At 50.7% G+C, this 23,589-nt stretch carries 22 protein-coding genes and 1 riboswitch; of the genes, 18 read left to right on the top strand and 4 right to left on the bottom strand.

What is annotated here, in order from left to right:
* The first annotated feature begins 113 nt into the window (after positions 1–113).
* The 3 genes from MHB82_RS06730 to clpP all read left to right on the top strand — a co-directional run bounded on the left by MHB82_RS06730 (position 114) and on the right by clpP (position 2,522).
* On the top strand, positions 114–896 hold the full coding sequence (locus MHB82_RS06730; protein ID WP_341174205.1) for an MBL fold metallo-hydrolase: 783 nt from the start codon (positions 114–116) through the stop codon (positions 894–896).
* Positions 897–1,053: 157 nt separating this feature from the next.
* Entirely contained in the window at positions 1,054–1,920 is an 867-nt protein-coding gene (locus tag MHB82_RS06735) for an RNA polymerase sigma factor (protein ID WP_341174206.1), read from the top strand.
* Between the two features lie 17 nt (positions 1,921–1,937).
* Positions 1,938–2,522: an ATP-dependent Clp endopeptidase proteolytic subunit ClpP gene (clpP, locus tag MHB82_RS06740; protein WP_095360598.1), complete on the top strand. Its 585-nt coding sequence runs from the start codon at positions 1,938–1,940 to the stop codon at positions 2,520–2,522.
* Positions 2,523–2,664: 142 nt separating this feature from the next.
* Here clpP and MHB82_RS06745 read toward each other — a convergent pair whose 3' ends face one another.
* A complete protein-coding gene (locus tag MHB82_RS06745; RefSeq protein ID WP_341174207.1) occupies positions 2,665–4,089 on the bottom strand; it encodes an aminotransferase-like domain-containing protein in 1,425 nt (474 codons plus the stop codon).
* Between the two features lie 120 nt (positions 4,090–4,209).
* Between MHB82_RS06745 and MHB82_RS06750 the strand changes: the two genes are divergently transcribed.
* The 3 genes from MHB82_RS06750 to MHB82_RS06760 are packed head-to-tail and all read left to right on the top strand — an operon-like array spanning position 4,210 to position 5,960.
* Entirely contained in the window at positions 4,210–5,148 is a 939-nt protein-coding gene (locus MHB82_RS06750; RefSeq protein ID WP_341174208.1) for a DMT family transporter, read from the top strand.
* A 37-nt stretch (positions 5,149–5,185) separates the two neighbouring features.
* Positions 5,186–5,521 carry a hypothetical protein gene (locus MHB82_RS06755; RefSeq protein ID WP_341174209.1) on the top strand — a complete coding sequence of 112 codons (336 nt, stop codon included), beginning with the start codon at positions 5,186–5,188 and terminating at the stop codon, positions 5,519–5,521.
* Positions 5,522–5,549: 28 nt separating this feature from the next.
* Positions 5,550–5,960: a hypothetical protein gene (locus tag MHB82_RS06760; protein ID WP_341174210.1), complete on the top strand. Its 411-nt coding sequence runs from the start codon at positions 5,550–5,552 to the stop codon at positions 5,958–5,960.
* A 104-nt stretch (positions 5,961–6,064) separates the two neighbouring features.
* Here MHB82_RS06760 and MHB82_RS06765 read toward each other — a convergent pair whose 3' ends face one another.
* Complete coding sequence (locus MHB82_RS06765) at positions 6,065–6,868, bottom strand: Cof-type HAD-IIB family hydrolase (RefSeq protein ID WP_095360596.1); 804 nt, start codon at positions 6,866–6,868, stop codon at positions 6,065–6,067.
* A 242-nt stretch (positions 6,869–7,110) separates the two neighbouring features.
* On the bottom strand, positions 7,111–8,112 hold the full coding sequence (locus tag MHB82_RS06770) for a lipoate--protein ligase (protein WP_110821339.1): 1,002 nt from the start codon (positions 8,110–8,112) through the stop codon (positions 7,111–7,113).
* Between the two features lie 211 nt (positions 8,113–8,323).
* On the opposite strand from MHB82_RS06770, the gene cobD reads away from it, so the two are divergent.
* From cobD to MHB82_RS06825, 11 genes are all read left to right on the top strand, one after another.
* Positions 8,324–9,451, top strand: a complete 1,128-nt coding sequence (cobD, locus tag MHB82_RS06775) for a threonine-phosphate decarboxylase CobD (protein ID WP_341174211.1) — start codon at positions 8,324–8,326, stop codon at positions 9,449–9,451.
* The gene (locus MHB82_RS06780; RefSeq protein WP_341174212.1) at positions 9,451–10,248 is read left to right on the top strand and encodes an adenosylcobinamide amidohydrolase; all 798 of its coding nucleotides are present in this window, start codon (positions 9,451–9,453) and stop codon (positions 10,246–10,248) included. Before cobD ends, MHB82_RS06780 begins: the two co-directional genes overlap by 1 nt.
* Before the next feature lie 41 nt (positions 10,249–10,289).
* The gene (gene cbiB, locus MHB82_RS06785) at positions 10,290–11,270 is read left to right on the top strand and encodes an adenosylcobinamide-phosphate synthase CbiB (RefSeq protein ID WP_341176598.1); all 981 of its coding nucleotides are present in this window, start codon (positions 10,290–10,292) and stop codon (positions 11,268–11,270) included.
* Positions 11,261–11,908, top strand: coding sequence for a histidine phosphatase family protein (locus MHB82_RS06790; protein WP_341174213.1), 648 nt, complete (start codon positions 11,261–11,263; stop codon positions 11,906–11,908). Before cbiB ends, MHB82_RS06790 begins: the two co-directional genes overlap by 10 nt.
* A 172-nt stretch (positions 11,909–12,080) precedes the next feature.
* Positions 12,081–12,209: riboswitch (cobalamin riboswitch) on the top strand.
* A gap of 409 nt (positions 12,210–12,618) precedes the next feature.
* Positions 12,619–13,620: an ABC transporter substrate-binding protein gene (locus tag MHB82_RS06795; protein WP_445671223.1), complete on the top strand. Its 1,002-nt coding sequence runs from the start codon at positions 12,619–12,621 to the stop codon at positions 13,618–13,620.
* Entirely contained in the window at positions 13,617–14,663 is a 1,047-nt protein-coding gene (locus MHB82_RS06800) for a FecCD family ABC transporter permease (RefSeq protein ID WP_095360590.1), read from the top strand. The genes MHB82_RS06795 and MHB82_RS06800 overlap by 4 nt, the downstream gene beginning before the upstream one ends.
* A gap of 20 nt (positions 14,664–14,683) precedes the next feature.
* Positions 14,684–15,505, top strand: coding sequence for an ABC transporter ATP-binding protein (locus MHB82_RS06805; RefSeq protein ID WP_445671251.1), 822 nt, complete (start codon positions 14,684–14,686; stop codon positions 15,503–15,505).
* A gap of 48 nt (positions 15,506–15,553) precedes the next feature.
* Positions 15,554–16,681, top strand: a complete 1,128-nt coding sequence (gene cobT / locus MHB82_RS06810; RefSeq protein WP_341174215.1) for a nicotinate-nucleotide--dimethylbenzimidazole phosphoribosyltransferase — start codon at positions 15,554–15,556, stop codon at positions 16,679–16,681.
* Positions 16,678–17,238 (top strand): bifunctional adenosylcobinamide kinase/adenosylcobinamide-phosphate guanylyltransferase, encoded by a 561-nt coding sequence (gene cobU / locus MHB82_RS06815; protein WP_341174216.1) that lies wholly within the window; start codon positions 16,678–16,680, stop codon positions 17,236–17,238. The genes cobT and cobU overlap by 4 nt, the downstream gene beginning before the upstream one ends.
* Complete coding sequence (cobS, locus tag MHB82_RS06820; protein ID WP_341174217.1) at positions 17,235–18,221, top strand: adenosylcobinamide-GDP ribazoletransferase; 987 nt, start codon at positions 17,235–17,237, stop codon at positions 18,219–18,221. The genes cobU and cobS overlap by 4 nt, the downstream gene beginning before the upstream one ends.
* Positions 18,222–18,315: 94 nt before the next feature.
* Positions 18,316–19,878, top strand: a complete 1,563-nt coding sequence (locus MHB82_RS06825; protein WP_110821583.1) for a cobyric acid synthase — start codon at positions 18,316–18,318, stop codon at positions 19,876–19,878.
* 176 nt (positions 19,879–20,054) lie between these two features.
* Here MHB82_RS06825 and MHB82_RS06830 read toward each other — a convergent pair whose 3' ends face one another.
* Positions 20,055–21,755, bottom strand: a complete 1,701-nt coding sequence (locus tag MHB82_RS06830) for a methyl-accepting chemotaxis protein (RefSeq protein ID WP_110821334.1) — start codon at positions 21,753–21,755, stop codon at positions 20,055–20,057.
* 335 nt (positions 21,756–22,090) lie between these two features.
* Between MHB82_RS06830 and MHB82_RS06835 the strand changes: the two genes are divergently transcribed.
* Entirely contained in the window at positions 22,091–23,488 is a 1,398-nt protein-coding gene (locus MHB82_RS06835) for an L-cystine transporter (protein WP_341174218.1), read from the top strand.
* Positions 23,489–23,589 lie beyond the last annotated feature (101 nt).

The raw sequence follows: 23,589 nt of genomic DNA on the forward strand, positions 1-23,589 counted from the left end.
TTGAACTGCATAGGGAGAGCTTTTTTTTGCAAAAGCAGGGGGCGAGGATATACAATTTAGGAAAACAGAACTTCTTGGAAAGTACAGCATCGGATAGAGAGGGGATCACTGTAATGAATCAGCTAACATTTCTGGGAACCGGGGATGCCATGGGCGTACCGCGTGTATACTGTGATTGCGCAGTCTGCACGGAGGCCCGTCTGACCGGGATCAACCAGCGTAAACGTTCTTCTGTTCTGATCCATTCAGATGGTGCATCCGAACCGTTTATGATTGACTGCGGACCAGACTGGAGATCACAGATGGAGGATCAGGGATTGCGTATGGTTCATACATTATTGGTGACACATGCGCATTTTGACCATATTGGAGGTTTGCCGGAATGGGCGGATGCTTGCCGCTGGCTGGGGGTTAAAGGCAGCTTGTACGCACCGCGTGAAGTAATCACAACCATTCAGGGGCAATTCCCTTGGCTAAGCCGGCACATGAACTTTCTGGAAACGGATGATGATATCCAGCTTGGCGGATGGAACGTGCACTCCTGGAAGGTCTGCCATGGTAAAAACGGTTATTCCTATGCGTATCGGCTTGAGCGGGAAGGGTACAGCTGGGCTTATTGTTCGGATGCCATCGATCTGAAGGAAGCGGAGAAGAAGCCGCTGCACGGGCTGGATCTGCTGGTGCTCGGAACGAGCTTTGTCCATGAGCTTGCGGAATTCTCCACACGTTCCGTATACGACATGCGTGAGGCGCAGGAACTGCTGCGGGAACTGAAACCGGGGTTCACCTATTTTACCCATATGTCTCATGACGTGGATGTACAGCAAAACTACGATCTGGATCCAGGTATTACGCTGGCAGCTACAGGCATGAAGGTACAGCTGGACAGCGTTTAAGTTAGAACCTATTTGGAATATAAAAAAATAAATACAGAAGAGCGTATCCTTTACCGGACGTTCTTCGTTTACATAGTGTAAGACCATAAGAGCAAGACATCGAAAAGCATGACATGAAGCAAGATCAATCAGGAACCAACAAAGGGGGGCCCCAAACATGGCCTTTGTGAAGTCCGTGGATTGCAGAATCAACAGACCACATGATAACCGTAACTTATTCAAACCATATACCCAGACTGGTCATCAAGCTGAATGCAGCGTTGAACAGATGATGGAAAGTGTGCTACCGGATCTGATGAGCAGCCTCTATGCTTATTGTCTGTCTCTGACCGCTTCAACCTGGGAGGCCGAGGATCTGGTTCAGGATACCTGCGTGAAAATGCTGGCTTCTTCGGCTATGCAGTCCTGTAGTACAAAGCAAGAGATGAACTGGGAAGCCTATCTGATCCGGATTGCGCGCAACACATGGATTGACGTCATACGGAAGCGGGAGAAGCTCGCTTGTAAATTGGATAGCCTGAAACCGTTTATGCAAGAATGTGCGGAGGAGGAGCGATTCGAGGAGATCGAGTCTGCTGTTCAGATCCTTATCAATGAGCTGCCGCCGTGGCAGCGAGCGATATATGTATTACGTGACTTAATGGGTTACACGACGGCAGAGACTGCAGAGATGCTGGATACATCGGAAGGAGCGGTCAAAGCCGCGCTGAATCGCGCCAGATCTGCTCTGGAACGCGTCAGACGAAGCCGCCTGGAAACGGAAGGCGAAGCAGCGAGTAGCGCAGATGATTCAGTGAGCGCAGAGCAGCTGCGAAGCTACTTGATGGCTTTTCGCAGTGGAGATACGGCGCGTCTGATTGATCTGTGCCTCAATCGTACGGATGATCCGGTGGCCGTGGCAGGAACGATTCTGCAGCAGTCTTTGCCGTCTTCATCAACGCAGCCAATGATGTACGGGTATTCCAATTCCGGCATGACTTCAATGATGTATGGAGGAGGATATGCCGCGCGCATGGTTGCGTAAACCGGGAGGCGACAGGCATGAACCATGTACCTTATGTAGTTGAACAGACAGCCCGCGGTGAGCGGAGCTATGATATTTATTCACGTTTGCTGAAAGATCGAATTATTATGGTGTCCGGGGAGATTGAGGATCAGATGGCAAATGCCATTGTGGCTCAGCTTCTGTTTTTGACCGCGGAGGACCCCGAAAAGGATATCCAAATGTACATCAACAGTCCGGGCGGATCTGTTACAGCCGGATTCTCAATCTATGACACGATGCAATTTGTGAAGCCGGATATTTCAACGATCTGCACGGGCATGGCCGCGAGTTTTGGTACGATTCTGCTGGTTGGTGGAACCAAAGGGAAACGGCTCGCTCTGCCGAACAGTGAGATTATGATCCATCAACCGCATGGAGGTACGCGCGGGCAGGCATCGGATATGCTGATTCATGCCAACCGGATCATTCAGCACCGCCAGCGGCTCAACGAGCTGTTAGCGAACCATACAGGCCAACCGCTGGAGCGCATCGAGAGAGATTCGGATCGCGATTATTTCCTGACCGCAGCGGAAGCAGTGGAATATGGATTGGTGGACAAAGTAATATCCAGAACAGATTAAGCAAGCAGCCGTATAATTTACACCTTAAAACATCTAAAGAGCCTGGAAGGTCATTTGATCTTCCGGGCTCTTTGGTTCGTTCACTGTAATTTCACTGTAATTCCATTGTTGTTGTCAGTTAAACAGTGGAAGCATACGGGAGCTAATTCATCCTTTTAACTAGTTCCATGAGTCTGTTCATCCCTTCGCGAATCTGCTGTTCGTGTGTATAGGAGAAGGACAAACGCAGTTTGCGACTTGCGGAAGCTTCCGAAGGATCAAATACCGTTCCGGGGACAAACGCCACAGAATGTTCCATGCACTGGTGAAGCAGTCGTCCTGTATCGATGCCTTCCGGAAGCTCTGCCCAGATGTTGAGTCCGCCCTCAGGCCGGGTCCAATTCCAGTCTGTTTCTTGCAGACATTTTTCCATGACTTCCATCCGTAATTGTATGGCGGTGCGCAGCTTCGACAGGTGCTGATGCATGCGCGGAGATTGAAAGTACCGGAGAAACAGCTTCTGGTTTAGAAGGGGAGTTCCGTTATCAGCCAGTGCTTTAACCGCCTGCAGTCCTGGCATAAATCGGGGACGGCACATAGTGGCCGCAATACGCAGACCCGGCGCAACATACTTGCTGTAGCTGCGAATGTAGAGCGTGTGTCCTGTCGTATCGTACGTAAAGATTGGCGCCGGAGGTTTCTCCTTAAAATAAATATCGTACGTGCTGTCATCTTCAACGAGAAAGCATCCATATTGTTCGGCAAGTTCGGGAAGCTGTTTCCGCTGTTCGGTTGGAATATTAATACCGGTCGGATTCTGGAAGGTTGGCGTCATGTAAAATACACGGGGCTTCTCCGTCTTCATCAGATGCTCAATCTGTTCCAGATCATAACCCGCCGGGTGTATATCCGTGAAGATCAGGCGTGCACCCTGTTTGCGGAAAATTTCCATGGCAGGACCGTAGGTCGGCCTTTCCATAAGGACACGGTCACCTGGTCTGACCAGGCTTCGAGAGATCAGATCAATGGCCTGCTGCGCTCCCGTAGTAATGAGTACTTCTTCCGCTGAAATGTAAAATCGTTCTTTCAGTGTCAGATGGCTTGCCAGCGCACTACGCAGCTCCACATCACCCTGAATGGTTGAATACGTACCGAGCAGCCGGGGATACTGATCCAGCAAATCCCGCATGAGTTCTCCCCAGTAACGGTTAGGGAGCAGGGCGGGATCAATCAGTGACTTCGAAAATTGATATTCCGCTTCAAGGGACTGCACGCGCGCGAGTGAGTCCCAGTGCAGCCAGGCGGATACTGCAGGGTCATCTGCCTGGTCCGCTACAGGCGACGGGTCAGCAGGGCTGACATAATAACCGGACTTGTCCTTAACGTATACATTCCCGCGTTCCTTCAGCTCCTGATAGGCTTTGAACACCGTAAGCCGATGTACACCGAGCTGCTCGGACAGGCTTCGCACGGAAGGGAGCTTTTCATGTTCGGCCCACTCTCCCGCCTCTATACGCACCACGAGATAATGAACCACCTGTTCATATAGTTTAAGGCTGTTATCTGTCATCAACATGGCTTTGCCCACCCGACTCACGCTCCTTTTGGACTCTATTGTAACAGGAAAGGAGTAGATTCTGTTCTGTTTTCTTCATTCTGTTCTGTAGACAGTGCTATATGATGGAGAACAGATGAAGGAGGCGCTAGCATGGTTGCAGCAGCATTTACAGTAATGTGTCTTATTTTTGGAACAACGTTCCTGGCGATTAAAATTGGCGTCGAGGCAGGCATGCCGCCTTTTCTATCCGCCGGATTACGTTTTATTATTGCAGGTGCATTGATGTTTGCATGGATGTGGATGAAAGGGAAGGTAAGTCTGTCCCTGCTGTGGAGAAAAGAAATGCTCCTGACCGGAGCAGGGCTGACCTTTGGTACGTTTGCCACGTTATATTGGGCAGAGCAATATGTCAGCTCAGGCGTCGGGGCTATTTTGTCAGCTACCGGGCCGCTGATGATTATGGTAATGCAGACTGCTTTGCTGCGGCACAAAATTTCTGCCCGCATGATTGCAGGCTGCCTGATCGGTTTTGGAGGCGTTGTGCTTGTCGTTTTACCCGGTGTATCCATTGGTGGGAGTTCACTGTGGTTATGGGGGTGTATCGCCGTACTTGTGGGAGAAGTATGCTATTCGGCAGGCGCCCTGTACTCCAAGAAGGTGATCAACCAGTTCAAGGAAGCAAGTCCCGTAGCGATTAATGCCGTACAGATGATGTATGGAGGCCTGCTGTTATCCGGGCTCTCGGCAGTGACGGAATCGTGGAGCACGTCTGGACTTAATTGGGCTCCGGCGATTTTGTCCCTGATCTACTTGACGGTGATTGGTTCAATGGTAGGGCATAGCCTGTTCTACTGGATCATGTCACGTACCAACCCGCTGTTCCCGGCAACCTGGCTGTACATTTCTCCTCCGATTGCGGTCGGTCTTGGAGCGGTTGTCTATGGTGAACATGTAAGCTGGATCACCTGGATCGGTGTTGTGCTGGTTGTATCCGGCTTGCTGGCGATGAATGAGAAAGTGATGAGCTGGCTGAAGAGAGGTAAACGAGCTAATTCATTGGTGCAAACTTCCAAACCTGTGGTAAAATAGGTATTTCCTTTTTTACATAGGAATGAGGTGAGGAATCATGTTGAACAGACTCAGACTCGGTGCAATATTTCTGTCCGCGGGGATTGTCCTTTATGGCATTATTCATATTGCTGCTGTTATACACATTCCGTTAGTAACTGTCTGGTCCACCAGATGGGGACGTTATTTGGAAGCTGTGTCGGAGACAGGTGGCCTCATTGGATTGGTTGTGGCGATCTTATTGTTTACTGTTGGCATGGTGCTTCTGTTGACTGCTCTGATTCCTGGTATGAACATGGGAAAGACGATACAAGAGATCCGGGAACGGAACCGTGAGTTTGATGAGCAGTACGGAAGCAGCATACGAAGTTCATATGACGGCCAAGATCGATAAAAACAGGTGAAAGGGGAGAGTGAGTAGCATGATCAAATTTTACGCAACGATCTGTTCGGCACTTACTCTCTCGCTCCTGGCTTCCTGGGTGGATCGCTATCCGAATGATGTTGAAACGCCAGCAGTAATGATGCCTTTCAGCAATCAGCTCCTGACCGTTTTTTTGATTTTGTGGGCATTCTATCTGTTTGCAGGTTTGCCGCTCACAGCAGTGTTGGACCGTTGTCTCAAGCGGAAAAGCGGGATATCGAAAACAGTCGTTTATTTTCTTGCTGGCTGTGTTGTAGGAGTTTTGGCCATGCTTCTGCAGGTTAAAGGTCCCCATAGCGAATCGATTATGATTGCACTGCTGTTTGGTGTCGGAGCTCTGGTATTTCTAATGTTCAATTCACTATTGGGTTACTTTCGCAAAATATGGTTGAATTCCCGATATCAATAGTAATGATTCCGAAGATACAACCAAAACAAAAACAGCCTCTGGTTCAGCGAGTTTATTCGCTGCCCAGGGCTGTTTTGTTTTACCGTATGCTTAGCGTTATCGTATTACTCCGCGTTCAGCACAAATTTCTCAATGACCTGCTTCACGCCGTCTTCGTTGTTGCTTGCCGTAATGTAATCTGCCAGCTCTTTGAGAGCAGGGATCGCATTGCCCATAGCCACGCCAAGGCCGGCAACTTCCAGCATTTCATGGTCATTCCAGGAATCACCGATCGCGATGCACTCGCTCAATTGGTGACCAAAGTGATCGGCCAGGAATGTAAGGGCATGGCCTTTGGTACCTTCGCGATGCATGATTTCGAGGAAGTATGGTTTGGACTTGGTGATATGGACTTCTGATCCAAGCAATTCACGCAGGTCAACGGCCACTTTATCCAGGTAGTCTGGTTCATCGATGATAAGCAATTTTGGTGTTTGTTGTTCAATAACTTTGATGAAGTCCGGCTCGATATGGTACTGGGTACCATTCAGCTTGGCGTAATCACGCAGTTTGTCGTTTTCTTCGCGAGCATACAGCTTGTCATCAATGTACGTTTGAAGATGGAGATTGTTCTCCAGGCAGTAGTCGTACAATTTGCGGGAAGCGTCTTGCGGTACATAGCGCTCATAGAGTACTTTCTCGTCCAGCAGGTTTTTGACCAAAGCACCCTGATAGGTAATGATTGGCACGTTTAATCCCGTTTGGCGAGCAAGTGCTTGTGCAGAAGCATAGGCACGTCCTGTTGCCAGGGTAACGACTACACCATGAGCAACCGCTTGCTCCAATGCCGTTTGTGTTGCAGGGGTTACTTCCTTGTTGTCGTTGATGAGGGTATCATCAATGTCGATTGCCATCAGTTTGTAAGCCATTTGAGTTTCTCTCCTTTTATCTGTATCTATAATCACGAACGAATGGATCCTTAATTACACCAGATCACTCCAAACGCAGAATCATCTTTCGATCACTGTTATCCCTAGATTTGTTTGAGTCCCTTATATAAAGGGGAAAATCCAGGGATAAAGGCGAACGCTTTGCTTCTCCAGATTGATTCTGCTTTTTCCGTTAAAGTGTAATAAAGGAATTCGTTCTAAAGCTATACTTACATCTAAATCTATTCTTCCAGGAAAACGAGGCCGATAAAGTCCTCCAGCTCCAGGTTACCGAAGTAGTGTTTCACATCAAGGCCCTCAAGTGCCGTGCGCACCTCGGATTCCTCATAACGCTTGCCACGCAGCATATCTTCGATATCCGCCACATCGCCTACACCGAAGAAGTCACCGAAGATTTTGATATCCTCGATTCGTCCATCCTTGATGTTCATGCGCAGATCGATAATGCCGACAGGGAATTTGCGGGTATGCTTCACATTGCTCTCCGGAGACAACCCATAGTTCCAGTCCCAGTTGCTGTAACGCTCAGCGGAGATTTCCTTGATCTTGTCCCAATCCTTCTCCGTGAGTTCATATTGGGGAACATCCTGCGGCTCCATGCGGAAGATGTGACGCAACAGCTCGTCCCGAAATTGTTCAATGGTCAGGTTGCTGTCAATCAGATCCCGAATGTTGGCAACCCGGCTGCGTACGGATTTGGTGCTCTTGGATTTGAATTTCTCAGGATTAACATTCAGGGATGCCTGAACATGATCCAGATTAAGGTCAAACATGAGCGTTCCGTGACTGAACATGCGTCCGCGGGTGGAGAACTGGGCATTACCCGAGATTTTCTTTTCCCCGACTTGCAGATCGTTGCGTCCAGTCAGCTCGGCATTCACACCAAGTTCCTGCAGAGCTTCCACGACAGGTTGGGTGAACTTGCGGAAGTTGTGGAAGGATTGTCCGTCATCCTTGGTAATAAAACTGAAATTGAGGTTGCCCAAATCATGGTAGACTGCTCCGCCTCCGGAGAGACGACGTACAACCTGCACACCGTTATCTTGAACATATTCGATGTTAATCTCTTCGATAGTATTCTGGTGTTTTCCAATAATTATGGAAGGGCGGTTAATGTAAAACAGCAGATAGCTGTCATCCATCGGCAGATGCTTCAAAATGTATTCCTCAATCGCGAGGTTTACAGAAGGATCTGTAATGCCCTGGTTATCAACAAACAGCATGGTCATTCCTCCATTAATGTATGTGAGGGACGATGATCCCTTATGTAGTGTTGCGCCTGCGAATCAAAATTCCTCTTCTATTGTAATCGAATTGTCGATTGGACACAAAGGAATTGAAGCAGGGAATGGATGGTGTAGGTAAATCAGGATTGACCCGTGACAGTTACGCCATCCATAATAAAAATGACATGCAGAAAGGATGACGGACAAAATGAGCGGTATCATTGAAGTTTTTGGACATGGTGGTGACGTGGAGACTGCTGCGTCAAGATTTGGGGGAAGTCCTGAGGATTTCCTTGATTTTAGTGCAAACATTAACCCTCTGGGTCCGCCCAAGGACGTTCTGAAAGCGCTGGAGCAAGGGATGCGGGCGATACTTCGTTATCCTGATCCTGCACATCGGACATTCAAATCATTGCTTGGCGAACGCCTTGGCCTGTCAGAGGAGTATATATCTATAGGGAATGGAGCTGCGGAAAGCATGGCTTTGATCCTGCTCGGACTCTCTCCACGGAAGGTGGGCACAGTGGAACCGGGGTTCTCGGAGTATCGTTCATTGTCCAAGCAATTTGGGGCAGAAATGCATCATGTTCTGGGGCAGGAAGAGCTCGAATGGCGAGCAGCTCCCGAAGATATCGAGAAGCTGATGGAACAGGTGGACTTGCTGTTTCTTGGACAGCCGAACAACCCCAATGGAGTACAGTATCCGGTTGAAGTATTGCAGCGGCTGGCCCGTCATGCCGAGAAGACAGATACGGTCCTGGTGATTGATGAGGCATTTATGGATTTCATTCCTGAAACGCAGCGACAATCCCTGGCTTCCCGATTACAGGATTACCCACAGGTGATCATCATTCGCTCGATGACCAAGTTCTATGCCATTCCGGGTCTTCGGCTTGGCTATGCGATTGGACGCCCGGATCTGATTCGTGCCATGACGAAGAAACAGGTAACCTGGAGTGTCAACGGCTTGGCACTGATCGCGGGAGAAGCCTGTCTAAGCAGCGGGGAAGCTTTTGAACGGGAGACGTTGGAACAGGTGGCGCTTGAACGAGAGAAACTGGCATCCGGCCTGGAGGCCTGTGGATGCGAAGTGACACGCGGGGAAGCGAACTTCTTGCTGGCACGTGTGCCGAAGCCATGGACAGCAGGAACCATACAGGCGGCTCTGGGGGAGCGAGGGATTCTGATCCGAAGCTGCGCCATGTACCCTGGACTCGGGGAAAGACATATCCGACTGGCGGTGAAGGACGCGAAGTCGAATCTTCGTCTGGTGAACGAAATGAGAAGTGTGAGCGGACAACCGACTCCGGTGCCAACGGGCGGGGGGGTGGAGTAATGGCATTGCCATTCTTGAAGCACTTTACCCATGCAAATGTAGAGCAAAATGAATATACTTCTTCTGCATGGCCCGGGTTAACCATCAGCGCACATGAACGCCATATTCGAGCAGCGATCCCTAACCCGGTAAGCGCCATTTCGAGTGCCGTGTTCGGCGGGGGTATGATCGAGCTGGATCGCATATTCAATATTTATGTAGACAGGCATTATCGTTGTGACGACCCGCCGCGTGATATTGCAGACCTCCTGAGAGGGTGGGAGGAGCGCACAACAGGCTGTGCCGGATTGCTGACAGCGGTTAAGCTTGCTCACACATCGGTTCAGGAATATGTGGGCGAGGAAGCAGGGATTTTGTGCTGTACGACAGCAGGTGTATCCAATGCTGCCCGGGCAGGCTCCGCAAGAACCGTATTTGATGCTGCAGGGAACATAACTAGCCAGGAGGGAATAGCCGCTGAATCACCCTACACTCCCGGTACAATTAATATCATGTTATGGATCAACGGCCGCATGACGCCCGGAGCTATGGTCAATGCCATTCAGACAGCGGTGGAAGCCAAAACGGCAGCACTCTCGGATTGCGGTGTAATGGATGCGGAAAATGGACTGACTGCAACGGGAACGACGACGGATGCCATTGTGCTTGCCACGAGTCAGGTGGAGGGGAAACCACTGATCTCTTACGCAGGAACAGCCACAGTGATTGGGGCAGGGATTGGGCGTGTCGTCTATGATGCCGTTACCGAAAGTTTGCAAGCTGGACAGGCGTGGAAAGAGAGGAATAGCAAGCGATGATATCTCTGAGTCAATGGGCAGACTGGCCCATATGGGCAGGAATGACAGGGGCATGGATTATTTTAGCAGCATACATACTGGATCGCCTCATCGGAGATCCACGTTGGATTCCCCACCCGGTGATCGGCATGGGGAAAGGAATTTCTGCACTGGAGCGGACGATAAGAAAACGAGTGAGCAGCGATCATGGGCTTAAGCGGGCAGGAATGCTATTTCCGATCGTCATTGCGGGTGGTTCATTGGTGCTTACTTGGGGAGTGTTATATATCCTGGGACTTGTTCACCCAGTGATTTCCGTTATCGTTGAAGTGGTACTAATTTCCACCACCATTGCTTCCAAAGGACTGAAGGATGCAGGCATGGAAGTGTATCGTCATCTGAGAGAAAGGGATTGGCCTGCGGCTAGACGTTCACTAAGCATGATCGTGGGGCGGGATACAGCGCATCTGGATGAACCGGAAGTGGTAAGGGGAACCGTGGAGACTGTAGCGGAAAACATCGTAGATGCCATCGTTTCACCGCTGTTCTATGCCCTGATTGGCGGTGCCCCGCTAGCGATGGCCTATCGGGCCGTCAATACGCTGGATTCCATGGTTGGTTATAAAAATGAAAAGTATTTGCATCTTGGCTGGGCCTCTGCTCGTCTGGATGATTGGGCGAACTGGATTCCGGCGCGGCTTACTGCCTTGCTGCTCATTACGGGTGCATGGTTCATGAGATTGAACGCAAAAGGCGCTGCACGCATGGTTCGCCGGGATGCCAGATTGCACCCTAGCCCAAACAGCGGATTCCCGGAGTCGGCCGTTGCGGGAGCGCTGGGCATCAGGCTTGGCGGGTATAACGTCTATCACGGAGTGGCTTCTTTTCGAGCCTATATGGGCGATCAGACACGGCTGATGGAATCAGAGGATATCGTGCGGACCACGCGTTTGATGTTCTGGTCGGCGGGAGCTTTTGTGCTGTTATGCTGGCTGGTAACGTTCGGCATCTGGACAGCAGGAGGTGCGCTGTTATGGAAGTAGATTCCGGGAAGCGTGTAACAGGAACGCGGGAGATCGTGTTTATCCGTCATGGGACAACTTCTTGGAATGTGGAAAAGAGATACCTCGGACATACCGATATTGGTCTCCTGCAGGATGCAGTGCGGGAACTGGCGCCGCTTCGCGAGTCCATTCGCGGGATCACATGGGATGCACTATTTTGCAGTGATTTGCTGCGCTGCCGGCAGACAGTGGAACGAATTGCCCCGGTACAAGCAGGACAAGTACAGTATGATTCGCGTTTGCGTGAGATTGATTTTGGGCAATGGGAAGGCATGACTTACAATGTGCTCAAGGACAATCCGCTCTACCGGGATTGGATTGATGCACCGCAGGATGTGACGCCACCGGGCGGTGAGCCTTGGCAGGCATTTGCTGCGAGGATCGACTCCTTCGTGGAGGAGTGCCTTGTGTCCGTTTCGCCAGAGGAACATTCCGAAGAAAATCATGTTCCTGTGATTGCCGTAGTTACCCATGGCGGTGTCATTCGGTACGCCTTGTCACGCCTCATAACGGAACTGGGATTCTGGGATACGCAGGTCATTCCGGGGCAAGCAATTAAGGTTCGGCTTGAAAAAAGCGGAAATAGCTGGGTTTCAAGCAGGGTGTCTTTTCCGTGAATCGGGTTGTAAGGATGTGCAATATAACCTATAATCACAACAGAAGTGTGACTTCAGCATGAATATATATCTCGTTATGCGCTTAAGCGCTGATGGATGGTACATGCTCACTTGAATGGTTACAATATCAGCGACCACGGGTCCCTTGTGCGAGCAAGAAGAGCTCATCGAGTTAATGCAAACGATGAACGGCACAATGGGTGAAATAGGGAAGCCGGTGTGAATCCGGCACGGTCCCGCCACTGTAAATCAGGACGAGCAGTCCTGTAAGTCAGGTTACCTGCCCTGGACGTACAAACCGGTGTTCCTTCGAGGAAAGGACAGCGTTTCGGGCAATTCTATGTGCATCAACGGCGGGTACGCTGTAGATGTGCAGATCGCCATATGCGAGACGTCATCCCTGATCCTGACGTAAGGATCGGGGATTTTTTTGTTCATATAGGATGAACCTGTAAGCTTTACACTAGACCACTACGATTGCAGTACCGTCTTCCGATCGCTGTTATCCCCAGATTTCTTTGATCCCCTTATTAAAAGGGGAAATCCGGTGATAAAGGCGAACACTTCGTTTCTCCAGATCGGTTCTGCACTCTCCGTTAACGTGTAAATGTTGCAGTTCAAACCTTATATAGGAACACCAAAGTATGGGGAGTAAGAGTTTGAGCATGTTGCAAGAAATAGTACAAATAGAGAAGGGGAGAATGAACAGAATGAACATCAAGAATTGGAAAGGCATGGCGTCCCTGCTGACAGCAGCGATGCTCACACTGGCTTTGGCCGGCTGTGGAAATGCAACAACGAGCGAGGGAACAGGTACGTCTACGCAGCAGCCTGCACAGGAGCAATCCCAAGGCCAGGAGCAGACGGATCTCAAAACACAATATCCACTTACGGTAACGGATGCGACAGGTGAATCCTTCACGTTTGAGAAAGCGCCAGCCAAAATCGTATCCGTATCTCCGGCAGAAACCGAGTCGTTGTTCGCGCTTGGACTAGACGAGCAGATCGTAGGCGTATCCGACTATGACGATTATCCGGAAGCTGCAACGACCAAACCGAAAATGGGCGGTGTGTCGAAGCCCAATGAAGAATCAATTATCGCAGCGGAAGCAGACATCGTATTTACAGGGATCTCCATGAGCGAAGAAGCTGTGACGAAGCTGCGCGAACTGGGAATCACCATTTTCAAAACAGATCCGAAATCGATAGACGATGTCATGAACAACATCGAAACGTTCGGCAAAATCACGGATCATCAGGAGCAGGCACAGGAGCTCATCACGAAGATGAAACAAGATGTAGCGGACATAACCGAAGCGGTTAAGGCTGTGAAGTCGGAAGATCAGAAAAAGGTATATGTTGAATTCTCCCCAGGCTGGACTGTGGGTAAAGGCGAATTCATGGATGAACTGATTACGGTAGCCGGTGGAATCAACGTTGCTTCCGACCTCGTGGGCTGGAATGAAATTAACGAAGAGAACATTATTGCTTCCAATCCGGATGTCATTCTGTACGCCAATGATGTTATTGATGAGAACTCCAAAACATTGGATCAGATCATCAAAGAGCGCAGCGGCTGGGATCAAATCACGGCGGTGAAAGACGATGCAGTTATTGGCCTGGATGCCAACCTGCTGAGCCGTCCGGGCCCACGTGTAACGGAAGGTTTGAAAGCTGTAGCCAAAGCGATCTATCCTGACCTGTTCCAATGAGTAAAAAGCTGGCAGTGTACGGAACAGCCGGAATTCTGCTGCTTGTGCTGACTGTGCTGATCTGTACGGGCATCGGTTCAGTGGCTCTGCCTGTCCGTGACATTGCAGGCATTCTGCTTCATCACATGCCATGGATCGGAGATTGGATCACGCCTGACTGGAGTACGGCAGCCGAGCAGATTATATGGAAGGTCAGGTTCCCGCGGGTACTGCTTGCTGTACTCGTGGGTGCATCGCTGGCCATCGCCGGAGCAGGCTTTCAGGGGGTCCTTCGTAACCCGCTGGCAGATCCGTTTACGCTTGGCGTATCGTCTGGTGCATCGGTGGGCGCTGCTTTTCTGATTTTCTTCGGATTGCAGTATGCACTGATCGGAATCTGGACCTTGCCGCTCGTTGCGTTTCTGACGGGCGTGCTCACATTATGGTTTGTACTCGCCCTGGCTCGTGAAGGGCGCAAAATACCGACGCACAGCCTGATTCTGGCGGGTGTGGTGATGCAAAGCTTTCTGGGAGCGGTGGTCTCCTTCCTGTCGACCATGTCGAAACAGACGATTAACGAAATTATATACTGGACGATGGGAAGTCTGGCTCTGCGTGGGTGGTCGTATACGGCCATCCTTTTCCCGTATTTTATACTGGGTCTGATTTTCCTTTGGAGCCGTGCCCGTTCCTTGAATGTTCTTGCACTGGGTGAACGGCAGGCTGCACATATCGGTGTCCAGGTGGATGGTCTGAAGCTATCTGTCCTTGCCGTAGGAACGCTGCTTACTGCCGGGGCCGTCTCAGTTTCGGGTGTCATTGGATTCGTCGGTCTTGTCATTCCGCATATTCTTCGTCTAATCGTTGGGCCTGACTATCGTTTGCTGGTTCCCTTGTCCGCGATTGGCGGAGCCATCTTCATGGTATGGGCCGATACGATTGCACGCTCCCTGCTGGCACCGACCGAAATTCCGCTTGGTGTGGTGACGGCCTTTGTGGGAGCCCCTTTCTTCGCGTATCTGCTGCATCGGAATAAAAAGCTGCGAAAAGGGGTGATGCCATGAGTACAAGCATGAGTAAAAGCATGAGTGCAAACATAGGTACAAGCGTTACCTCAAACGATCCACTGATTGAAGTTACTGGAGCAGGCAAAATGTATGGTGAGCACCAGGCACTGCATAACGTGGACTGGCGTGTCACAGAAGGCGAATGGTGGGGTGTCGTTGGTCCAAACGGAAGCGGGAAATCAACGCTGCTCCAGCTCATTGCCGGAACCGAACAGCCTGGTGCAGGCAGCATTCGGATTGCAGGGCGGGAGATTACCTCATACACTCGCAAAGACCTGTCCCGCATGATCGCGGTATTGCAACAAGATGGCCTGCCTGCCATCTCCTATCCCGTCAGAGATGTGGTGGAGATGGGACGTTATCCTTATCAGAATTGGCTAGGCAGGGAATCCACGGATGGAGCGGCCGTGGTGGACCGGGTACTGGAAGAACTGGGCTTAACCGAAATGGCCGACAGGCCGCTCGATGCACTCAGCGGCGGGCAGAGGCAGCGGGTGGCGCTCGCCAAAGTCATGGCCCAGGAGCCCCAATTATTATTGCTGGATGAGCCAACCACATTTCTTGATATCCGATATCAATTGCAATTCATGGAGCTATTATCTTCCTGGCGGCAAAAAAACAACATTACCATTGTGGCTGTGCTGCACGATCTGAACCTTGCTGCGCAATTCTGCGATCAGATTCTCGCTCTGCGCGAGGGCATGTGCGTAAGCAGTGGAACACCCCATTCGCTGATGACGGAAGAGAACATTCGGGATATCTTCCGGGTGAACCCGGCCATGGTCAATCATCCCGATACTGGATTGCCGCAATTGTTGCTGCGGCGAGAACACGAGTGAATGAACAGCGGGGAGACCCTATATTTTGATGAAGGAAGTGCTGGCGGTATGAATAATGAACAGACGTTGGAACAGTTAATCGATCGGATCGTGGGTCCTAATGAAGAAGTGGCGGCGGAAGCCTCGGCACATGTGGATTCATTAACGAAACCGCCGGGAAGTCTCGGCAAACTGGAACAGCTGGTTATTCGACTTGCGGGGATAACCGGCGAGGCTCGCCCTTGTCTGGATCGCAGGGCCGTCATCGTAATGGCTGCCGATCACGGCGTCGTTGCCGAAGGCATCAGTGCGTTCCCGGCAGAGGTAACGCCGCAGATGGTTCATAATTTTCTGGCAGGAGGAGCGGCCGTCAACGTTCTGGCGCGCCATGCAGGGGCAGATGTCATCTGTGTGGACATTGGCGTGAATGCCGATCTGGAACACCCGGACCTGGTCTCCCGCAAAGTACGCAAAGGTACAGCCAACATGGCGCAGGGCCCAGCCATGAGCCGTGATGAAGCGATCCAGGCGATTCTTGCCGGAGCCGAGGTCGTGGCGACTGAAGTCGCCAAGGGAACCCGGTTATTTGTCACCGGTGAAATGGGTATCGGAAATACTACGGCGAGTGCTGCAGTCATGTGTGCTTTAACCGGAACGGCACCCGCATCTGCGGTTGGTCGGGGAACAGGGATGGATGACGCAGGTTTGCAGCGCAAAGCTGCTGTAGTCAGCCGGGCACTTAGTGTAAATGCACCGGATGCAGACGATGCCCTGGATGTGCTTGGCAAAGTGGGCGGATTGGAAATTGCCGGACTGACAGGTGTCATCCTTGCAGCGGCAGCTCATGGCTGCCCTGTGGTGGTGGATGGGTTTATCTCCACTGCAGCGGCACTGATTGCGAGACAGCTTGCTCCGGTCAGTGTGGAATATATGATTGCTTCCCATACCTCGCATGAAAGTGGACATGCTGCGCTTCTGCGCGAACTTGGCCTCAAACCGATGCTGGATCTGGACATGCGGCTGGGTGAGGGGACAGGTGGTGTGCTCAGTCTTCATCTAATCGATGCGGCTTGCCGTATTCTGAATGAGATGGCCACATTTGCAAGCGCTGGTGTCTCGGGAAGCTCGAATGAGAATGAGACCGCGGATGAGTCATCAACAGCTGCTTCGGCGGTTCGGGGAGAGGTATCTCCATGAGTGTACTTGTAACGGGCGGGGCAAGGAGCGGCAAAAGCTCCTTTGCCGAGCGTCTCTGCATGCAGCGTTCCTCCGAGGCCTGGTATGTCGCAACCGCACAGGCGTATGATGACGAGATGCGTGAACGGATACGTCTGCATCAGAATCAGCGGGATAAAGTGGGCTACCTGTGGCATACCGTGGAGGAACCCTTGGCACTGCCAGAACTCATTACAAGAATGGGGGAATCGCATACAGGATCGTCAGCTCCGACCATTTTGGTGGATTGCCTGACGCTCTGGTTGACGAACGTCCTGCTTACCCATGAGCAAGAACCTGAACAGGTTGTTCTGGATCATATGAATGCGCTGGTAACTGCCATTGAGTCCTATCCCGGACTGCTAGTCTTGGTTACGAATGAAGTGGGCGATGGTATCGTACCAGAGTATCCGCTTGGCAGAAGGTACCGAGATCTGGCGGGCATATTGAATCAGCGAGTCGCTGCCATCTGCCGCGAAGTATTTCTGGTAACGGTAGGGATTGCGATGGAGCTGAAGAGCAAGGAGTATCGCTTATGAGCCATGACGGTAACAACAGCCCGCATAATCGTGAGGAAATGACCAGTGAAGACCACCTGAATCAGATAAACGAGGGGCCTGCTCAGGGTGCGGAGTATGTAAACAGACTGGATCAAAAACATGCGGCTGCGGCCGCTTTTCAATTTTTGTCCCGTTTCCCGGTGAAAATGCAGATTGACTTCGTTCCGCCACTGCTGCGGGAAAGTGTAGTCTATTATCCGCTGGTCGGTGCGGCCATTGGTTTAAGTGTCTGGATTGGTGGCGCGCTTACAGGTGCACTGCTGCCATCGTTCCCGGCGGCCGTATTGACCCTGACCCTATGGGTATGGCTTACGGGGGGACTCCATCTCGATGGCTGGATGGACACAGCGGATGGCCTGCTCAGCTATCGTACCCGTGAGCGAATGCTGGAGATTATGAAAGACAGCCGCGTTGGAGCCATGGGCGTGATTGCCTGCGTGCTGCTGCTCATGATGAAAGCAGCCTTAATTGCTGATTTTATCGCACGTGGTAACTGGCTGTATGGAGCACTGCTGATTCTGCCCATGATCTGGAGCCGCTGGTTCATGGTATATGCCATTTCGGCTTGGCCGAATGCCAGGGGGGACGATGGACTTGCTGTCCTGTTCAAGGGCCTTGGTGAACGAAAAGAAGTCCAGCGGGCACGAAGCGCTGCGGTTGGACTGACCATCCTGGCGGCTGTCATCACACTTGCCGCGGTGTGGATCTTTCAGCCTGGCAGCAGTATGGTAGAAATGCTGGCGATGGATAGGGGCCTTGGGACATTACCTTGGTGGCTGTATCCTATTGCAGCTGCCATTTTGGTACCGCTGGCGGCGTATCTTATCGGCAAGTTCGTTGCCGGACGCATCAGCGAGAGGTTAGGCGGACTTACTGGAGATACATATGGTGCGATGAATGAGCTGCTGGAAGCCGCTCTGCTGACGGTGTTAAGTCTGCTGCAGGGATTATTTTTGATATAGGGAACGAACGGAAATGAGTAATGTGGAGCATAACGCTGAGAGCTGAGGTGATTGGAACGTGGGGGATACGCCTGTAGGACAAGCGGCGGTATTGATGCTGCAAGGTACGGCATCGGATGTGGGGAAGAGTGTTATTACTACGGCATTATGCCGGATATTCAAGCAGGATGGCTTCAGACCGGCCCCGTTTAAATCACAAAATATGGCGCTCAACTCCTATGTAACCGAAGATGGCAAGGAGATTGGCCGAGCGCAGGGAGCACAGGCAGAAGCATGCGGCATTGAAGCAACAACGGATATGAACCCGATATTGATCAAGCCCGTGCGGGATATGCACTCGCAGATCGTTGTGCACGGTGTACCTTTTGCCCAGATGAGTGCTTCGGACTATCGTCAGCATTTCCTGCCGGAAGCGAAGCAGACAGTTATGGAAGCGCTGAATCGGCTGCGGGAAACCTATGATATTGTATTGATGGAAGGTGCAGGCAGTCCGGCCGAGATTAACTTGAAGGATCGGGACATTGTCAATATGAATCTGGCAGGCTGGGCGGATTCGCCAGTCATTCTTATCTCGGACATTGATCGCGGAGGCGTGTTTGCTTCCATTGTAGGTACACTTGAGCTGTTGGAGCCGCATGAGGTCCAGCGTGTAAAAGGATTTATCATTAACAAATTCCGGGGAGATCTGTCCTTGCTGCAGCCTGGACTCGACTGGCTCGAAGAGCGGACGGGCATTCCGGTATTGGGCGTACTGCCTTACATAAGAGATATTCAGATTGAAGCCGAGGATTCCGTGGTGCTGGACTCCATGCGTCATGGCAAATCAGGAAAAAGGGAGCTGGATCTTGCGGTTATTCGTTATCCGCGGATTTCCAACTTTACGGACTTTGACTCGCTGTCCCGTGAACCGGATGTCAATGTACGGTATGTGACTGCCCCGGAAGAGCTGGGCCAGCCGGATGCGATTTTGCTTCCCGGTACGAAGGATACGATTGGTGATCTGGCATTCCTGAGAGAGTCGGGTCTCGAGCAAGCGATCGCGAGTCAGACCGAACGTGATCATGTACAGCTTGTGGGCATATGCGGTGGTTATCAGATGCTGGGCCAGCATTTGAAAGATCCGTTTGCAGTGGAAGCGAACCAGATTCAGGAGGCGCGGGGTCTGGGATGGCTGCCGCTGTCAACCACTTTTCTGGAACATAAACAGACGGTGAGAGCTTCGGGGCGTGTGCAGCAGCGGCATCCGCTTCGTCTATATGGGGATCAAGATTCAGTTGATTCCATGCCTGTGAATGGGTACGAGATTCATATGGGCGTGACCGAATGCCATGATGCGAAGCAAGTGACTGCGCTGTTTGAGATTGCACATCCAGGTGGTCAGCCTTTTCAGGAAGGCTGGGGAAGCCCGGATGGCAAAGTATGGGGAACGTACTTGCATGGTTTGTTTGAAAGTGACCAGTTCCGCCGCTCCTGGCTTAACGGCCTTCGGCAAGGGAAAGGACTCGCTCCGCTTCAGGAAACCTATAGTGCTCATGAACGCAAGGAGATGGAATTCGACCGGGTGGCCGAGTCTCTGCGCTCAGCCCTGGACATGAAACGTGTATATGAAATTATGGGAATCCAGTACCGAGATCCCGCTTCAACTGTTAATGATTGAATAGCAAGCTGGTGTATGATCAGCAATTTATAACCTATTAATAAAAAACACCCCCATGTGTATTCACAGTACCCGGAAACGGGCTGCTGGTACACATGGGGGTATTTGCATGTCTGTGGTTTAATTGTGGTTCAGCTAAGGGAATGATGGTTTAATGTTATACCTGGATTGTTATTTTAGTTAATTTTGAATTTCTTCATCGCAGACTGCAGTTCCATGGCCTGTTCATGCAGATGACGAACCGTACCCGAGTGGGAATCCATCTCACTGAGCTGATGCTCGGCGGTTGAAGCAATCTGCTGCATGCTCTCGCGTGATCTGGATGTAATCTGTGCTGTCTCTTCAACGGATGCACTAACTTCCTCTGCGCCTGCGGAGACTTCCTCTGTGGAAGCAGAGACGGTCTGGATGGTCAGGTTGACGTTCTGGATCAGTTCGTTCAGCTGCTGGAAGGCCGTTCCCGCTTGTTGAACGACATGGGTACCAGACCCGATTTCCTGAGTTACCCGGTTCATGGCACTCACCGAACGTTCCGCATCCTCGCGAATGGTTCCGAGATAATCGGCGATTTCCTCCGTGGCTGTTTTGGACTGTTCCGCCAGCTTGCGGACTTCACCTGCTACGACAGCGAATCCCCGGCCATGCTCTCCGGCACGTGCTGCTTCAATGGAAGCATTAAGGGATAACATGTTGATCTGTTTCGTAATTTCAAAAATGGATGTAACAATCGTGCCGATCGCTACGGAACGTTCATTCATCGTCTCCACGTAACGCAGTGACTCGTTTGCCGTCTGGCCGACACGTTCCATTTGCTGCACAGCATCCTGTGCGAGACGGTTACCGTTGACGGCTTCATTTGCAGCTTCACCAATCTGCTCCGATACTTCAGCAGCAGAAGAAGCGATATGCATAATACCCTGCGTAATTTCTTCCATGGCTCTCGCATTCTCGGCAGCGCTTGAAGCAATGGTCACACTGCCTTTCTCCGCGTCTTCCGCAGAGCGGCTGGAGTTTTTGACCATACCGGACATGGACTCAACCCGTCTTAACAGATCATCGGAGCCTTGAACCACTTCATTGGAGGTAGACAGTGCACGGCTGATCATTTCCTTCAAATTGTGGGTCATCGTTTGGAAGCTTGCGGCGAGCTGAGCAATTTCGTCTTTGCCCTTGATTTGAAGCTCGGCGGTCAGATCACCTTGGGAAATCTGTTTGCTGTGTTGTACAAGCTGGATGATCGGTTTGGTTACTCTTTTGATCATGCTGGCAGAGATCAGCCAACCGAGCACGAAGACGAGTGCTGTAATACCCAGGCATAACCAGAAGATCTGAACGTTTTTATCCTGAATGAACTGGGCATCCATACTTACTGCCATGATCATGTTGCTGCCTGCGATCGGAATAAAGGCTGCTTTATGTACGCCGAAGGAATCGGAATAAACATCACTGATGACCATTTCTTTGCTCTCAGTCGCCGTATTCATCGCGGATTGCACGCTGATTTCATCCCCGGCTTTCATTTCTGAGGCTGCGTTAGCAATAACGACTGTCGCTTTGCCTTCCTGGATGGATACAACGTAGGTTGCATCTAAGTTATGTTCTTTTGCTTTTTGAGCTAGATAGGATTCGACCGTCAGAGCGGCACCTTCAGAACCCGCACCGCCACTCTGCACCTGCAAAATCTTGGAGGAGGAGACGTTCTTATATATATCCTGGATGGACGTGTTCAGGACCTTGTCGAACTGTGGAAGCACATAGCTCTGCATAATATTCATGGATACAGCATAGAAACTGATACTAAACAACAGGGAAGCGACCAGTAGAACGAGGAACAGTGTGCCTCTAATTTTGCCGGCAACCGTACGATTACGAAACATAGGATCATCCTTTCACGTCATGTTCATTAACATTTGTCGCTTTTCCGTATCGTAAGACTATATACCAACGAAAAAAGGCCTAATTTTCACGTTGAGAAAACTTGGGAATAAGCGGATATACCTATATTACAAAATTAACCGGAGGTTGAATAGAAGAATTTTCATTAAACGGTGATTTTTTTTCAGAAATTCATGAATGTATTACATGCATATTACATAATATCAATTAATACCTACCAGAATAGTTTGATATATGATATATTGTTCAATGTCGCATAAAGCGAATAGAAAAAAACCGTTCAATCGGTATGCACATTCTGAGGAGGATTTACAAGATGGATACTTTTCTAGTCATTCTGAACGTAGTGATTATGCTCGTTCTTCTAGGCGTCCTGTATTGGATGCAAAAGAAACATATTTCCTTTACCAAGCGTGTATTCGCGGGTCTGGGAATCGGGGTTGTGTATGGCGTCATTCTTCAACTGATATACTCGTCTAATTCTGACATTGTTACCAAGTCTGTAGACTGGTTTAACCTTGTCGGTTCAGGATATGTTCGATTGTTGCAGATGGTCGTGATTCCACTGATCATGGTTTCCATTATCTCGGCCATCATGAATTTGAAAGGCAAGCAAAACCTCGGCAAAATGAGCTTTTCCATCATTGCGATTTTGCTTATAACGACTGCCATTGCGGCAAGTGTAAGTATCGTAACAAGTCTGAGCTTCAACCTGACTTCCATTGAGATCGAAGGCGGGGACAGAGAGCTCGCACAGGTGCAGAAGGTCGAGGAGCGTCTCGTTGATGTACAGGATCAGACAATTCCGCAGCAGGTGCTGGAATTCATTCCTTCGAATCCATTTGCAGACATGACCGGCGAACGCCGAACGTCCACCCTAGCTGTCGTTATCTTCTCGGCATTTATTGGTGTGGCTGTACTTGGACTGGATCGCAAAAAGCCACAGCAGGCGGAAACGTTCCGCGGCATGGTCAATGCGGTATATGCTGTAGTCATGCGGATTGTAACCTTGGTGCTCAGGCTGACGCCATACGGTATTCTGGCGCTCATCACGAAAGTAACAGCGACAACGAATCCGGAAGAGATCCTGAAGCTGATCAAGTTCGTTATTGCTTCCTACGTTGCCTTACTCGTGATGTTTATCATCCACCTGATTATTATCGCACTGTTTGGTTTCAATCCGATTACGTATGTGAAGAAGGTTCTGCCAACGCTGGTATTTGCCTTCACTTCCCGTTCAAGTGCGGCTTCAATTCCGCTTAACGTGGAGACACAGACGAAGAAGCTTGGCGTATCGGACGGGATTGCGAACCTGTCGGCAAGCTTCGGGGCGACCATTGGTCAAAACGGCTGTGCCGGGATCTATCCGGCCATGCTGGCGGTCATGGTTGCTCCTACGGTCGGGATCGATCCGATGAGCTGGGACTTCATCATTACCCTGATCCTGGTGGTCATGATCAGTTCCTTCGGCGTAGCCGGTGTAGGCGGCGGGGCAACCTTCGCTTCCCTGATCGTATTGTCCACGATGAATCTGCCGGTTGCACTGGTAGGCCTGCTGATCTCGGTTGAGCCGCTGATCGACATGGGTCGTACGGCACTGAACGTGAACGATTCGATGACCGCAGGTCTCGTATCCAGTAAAATTCTGAAAGAGAATGACCAGGATACATTCAATGACCAAAGCCGTGATCTGGATTCCGCTGTTCAAGTATAATCCGGACTCCATAACTTGGATGGCTTATGCGCAGCAATAAGCCAAGATTAGCCGTTCTACGGGTTACCCGTAGGGCGGCTTTTTTACATAATTGCAGATTG

It is taken from the genome of Paenibacillus sp. FSL K6-2862 (assembly GCF_038005125.1).
In the GTDB taxonomy this organism is placed as follows: domain Bacteria; phylum Bacillota; class Bacilli; order Paenibacillales; family Paenibacillaceae; genus Paenibacillus; species Paenibacillus illinoisensis_A.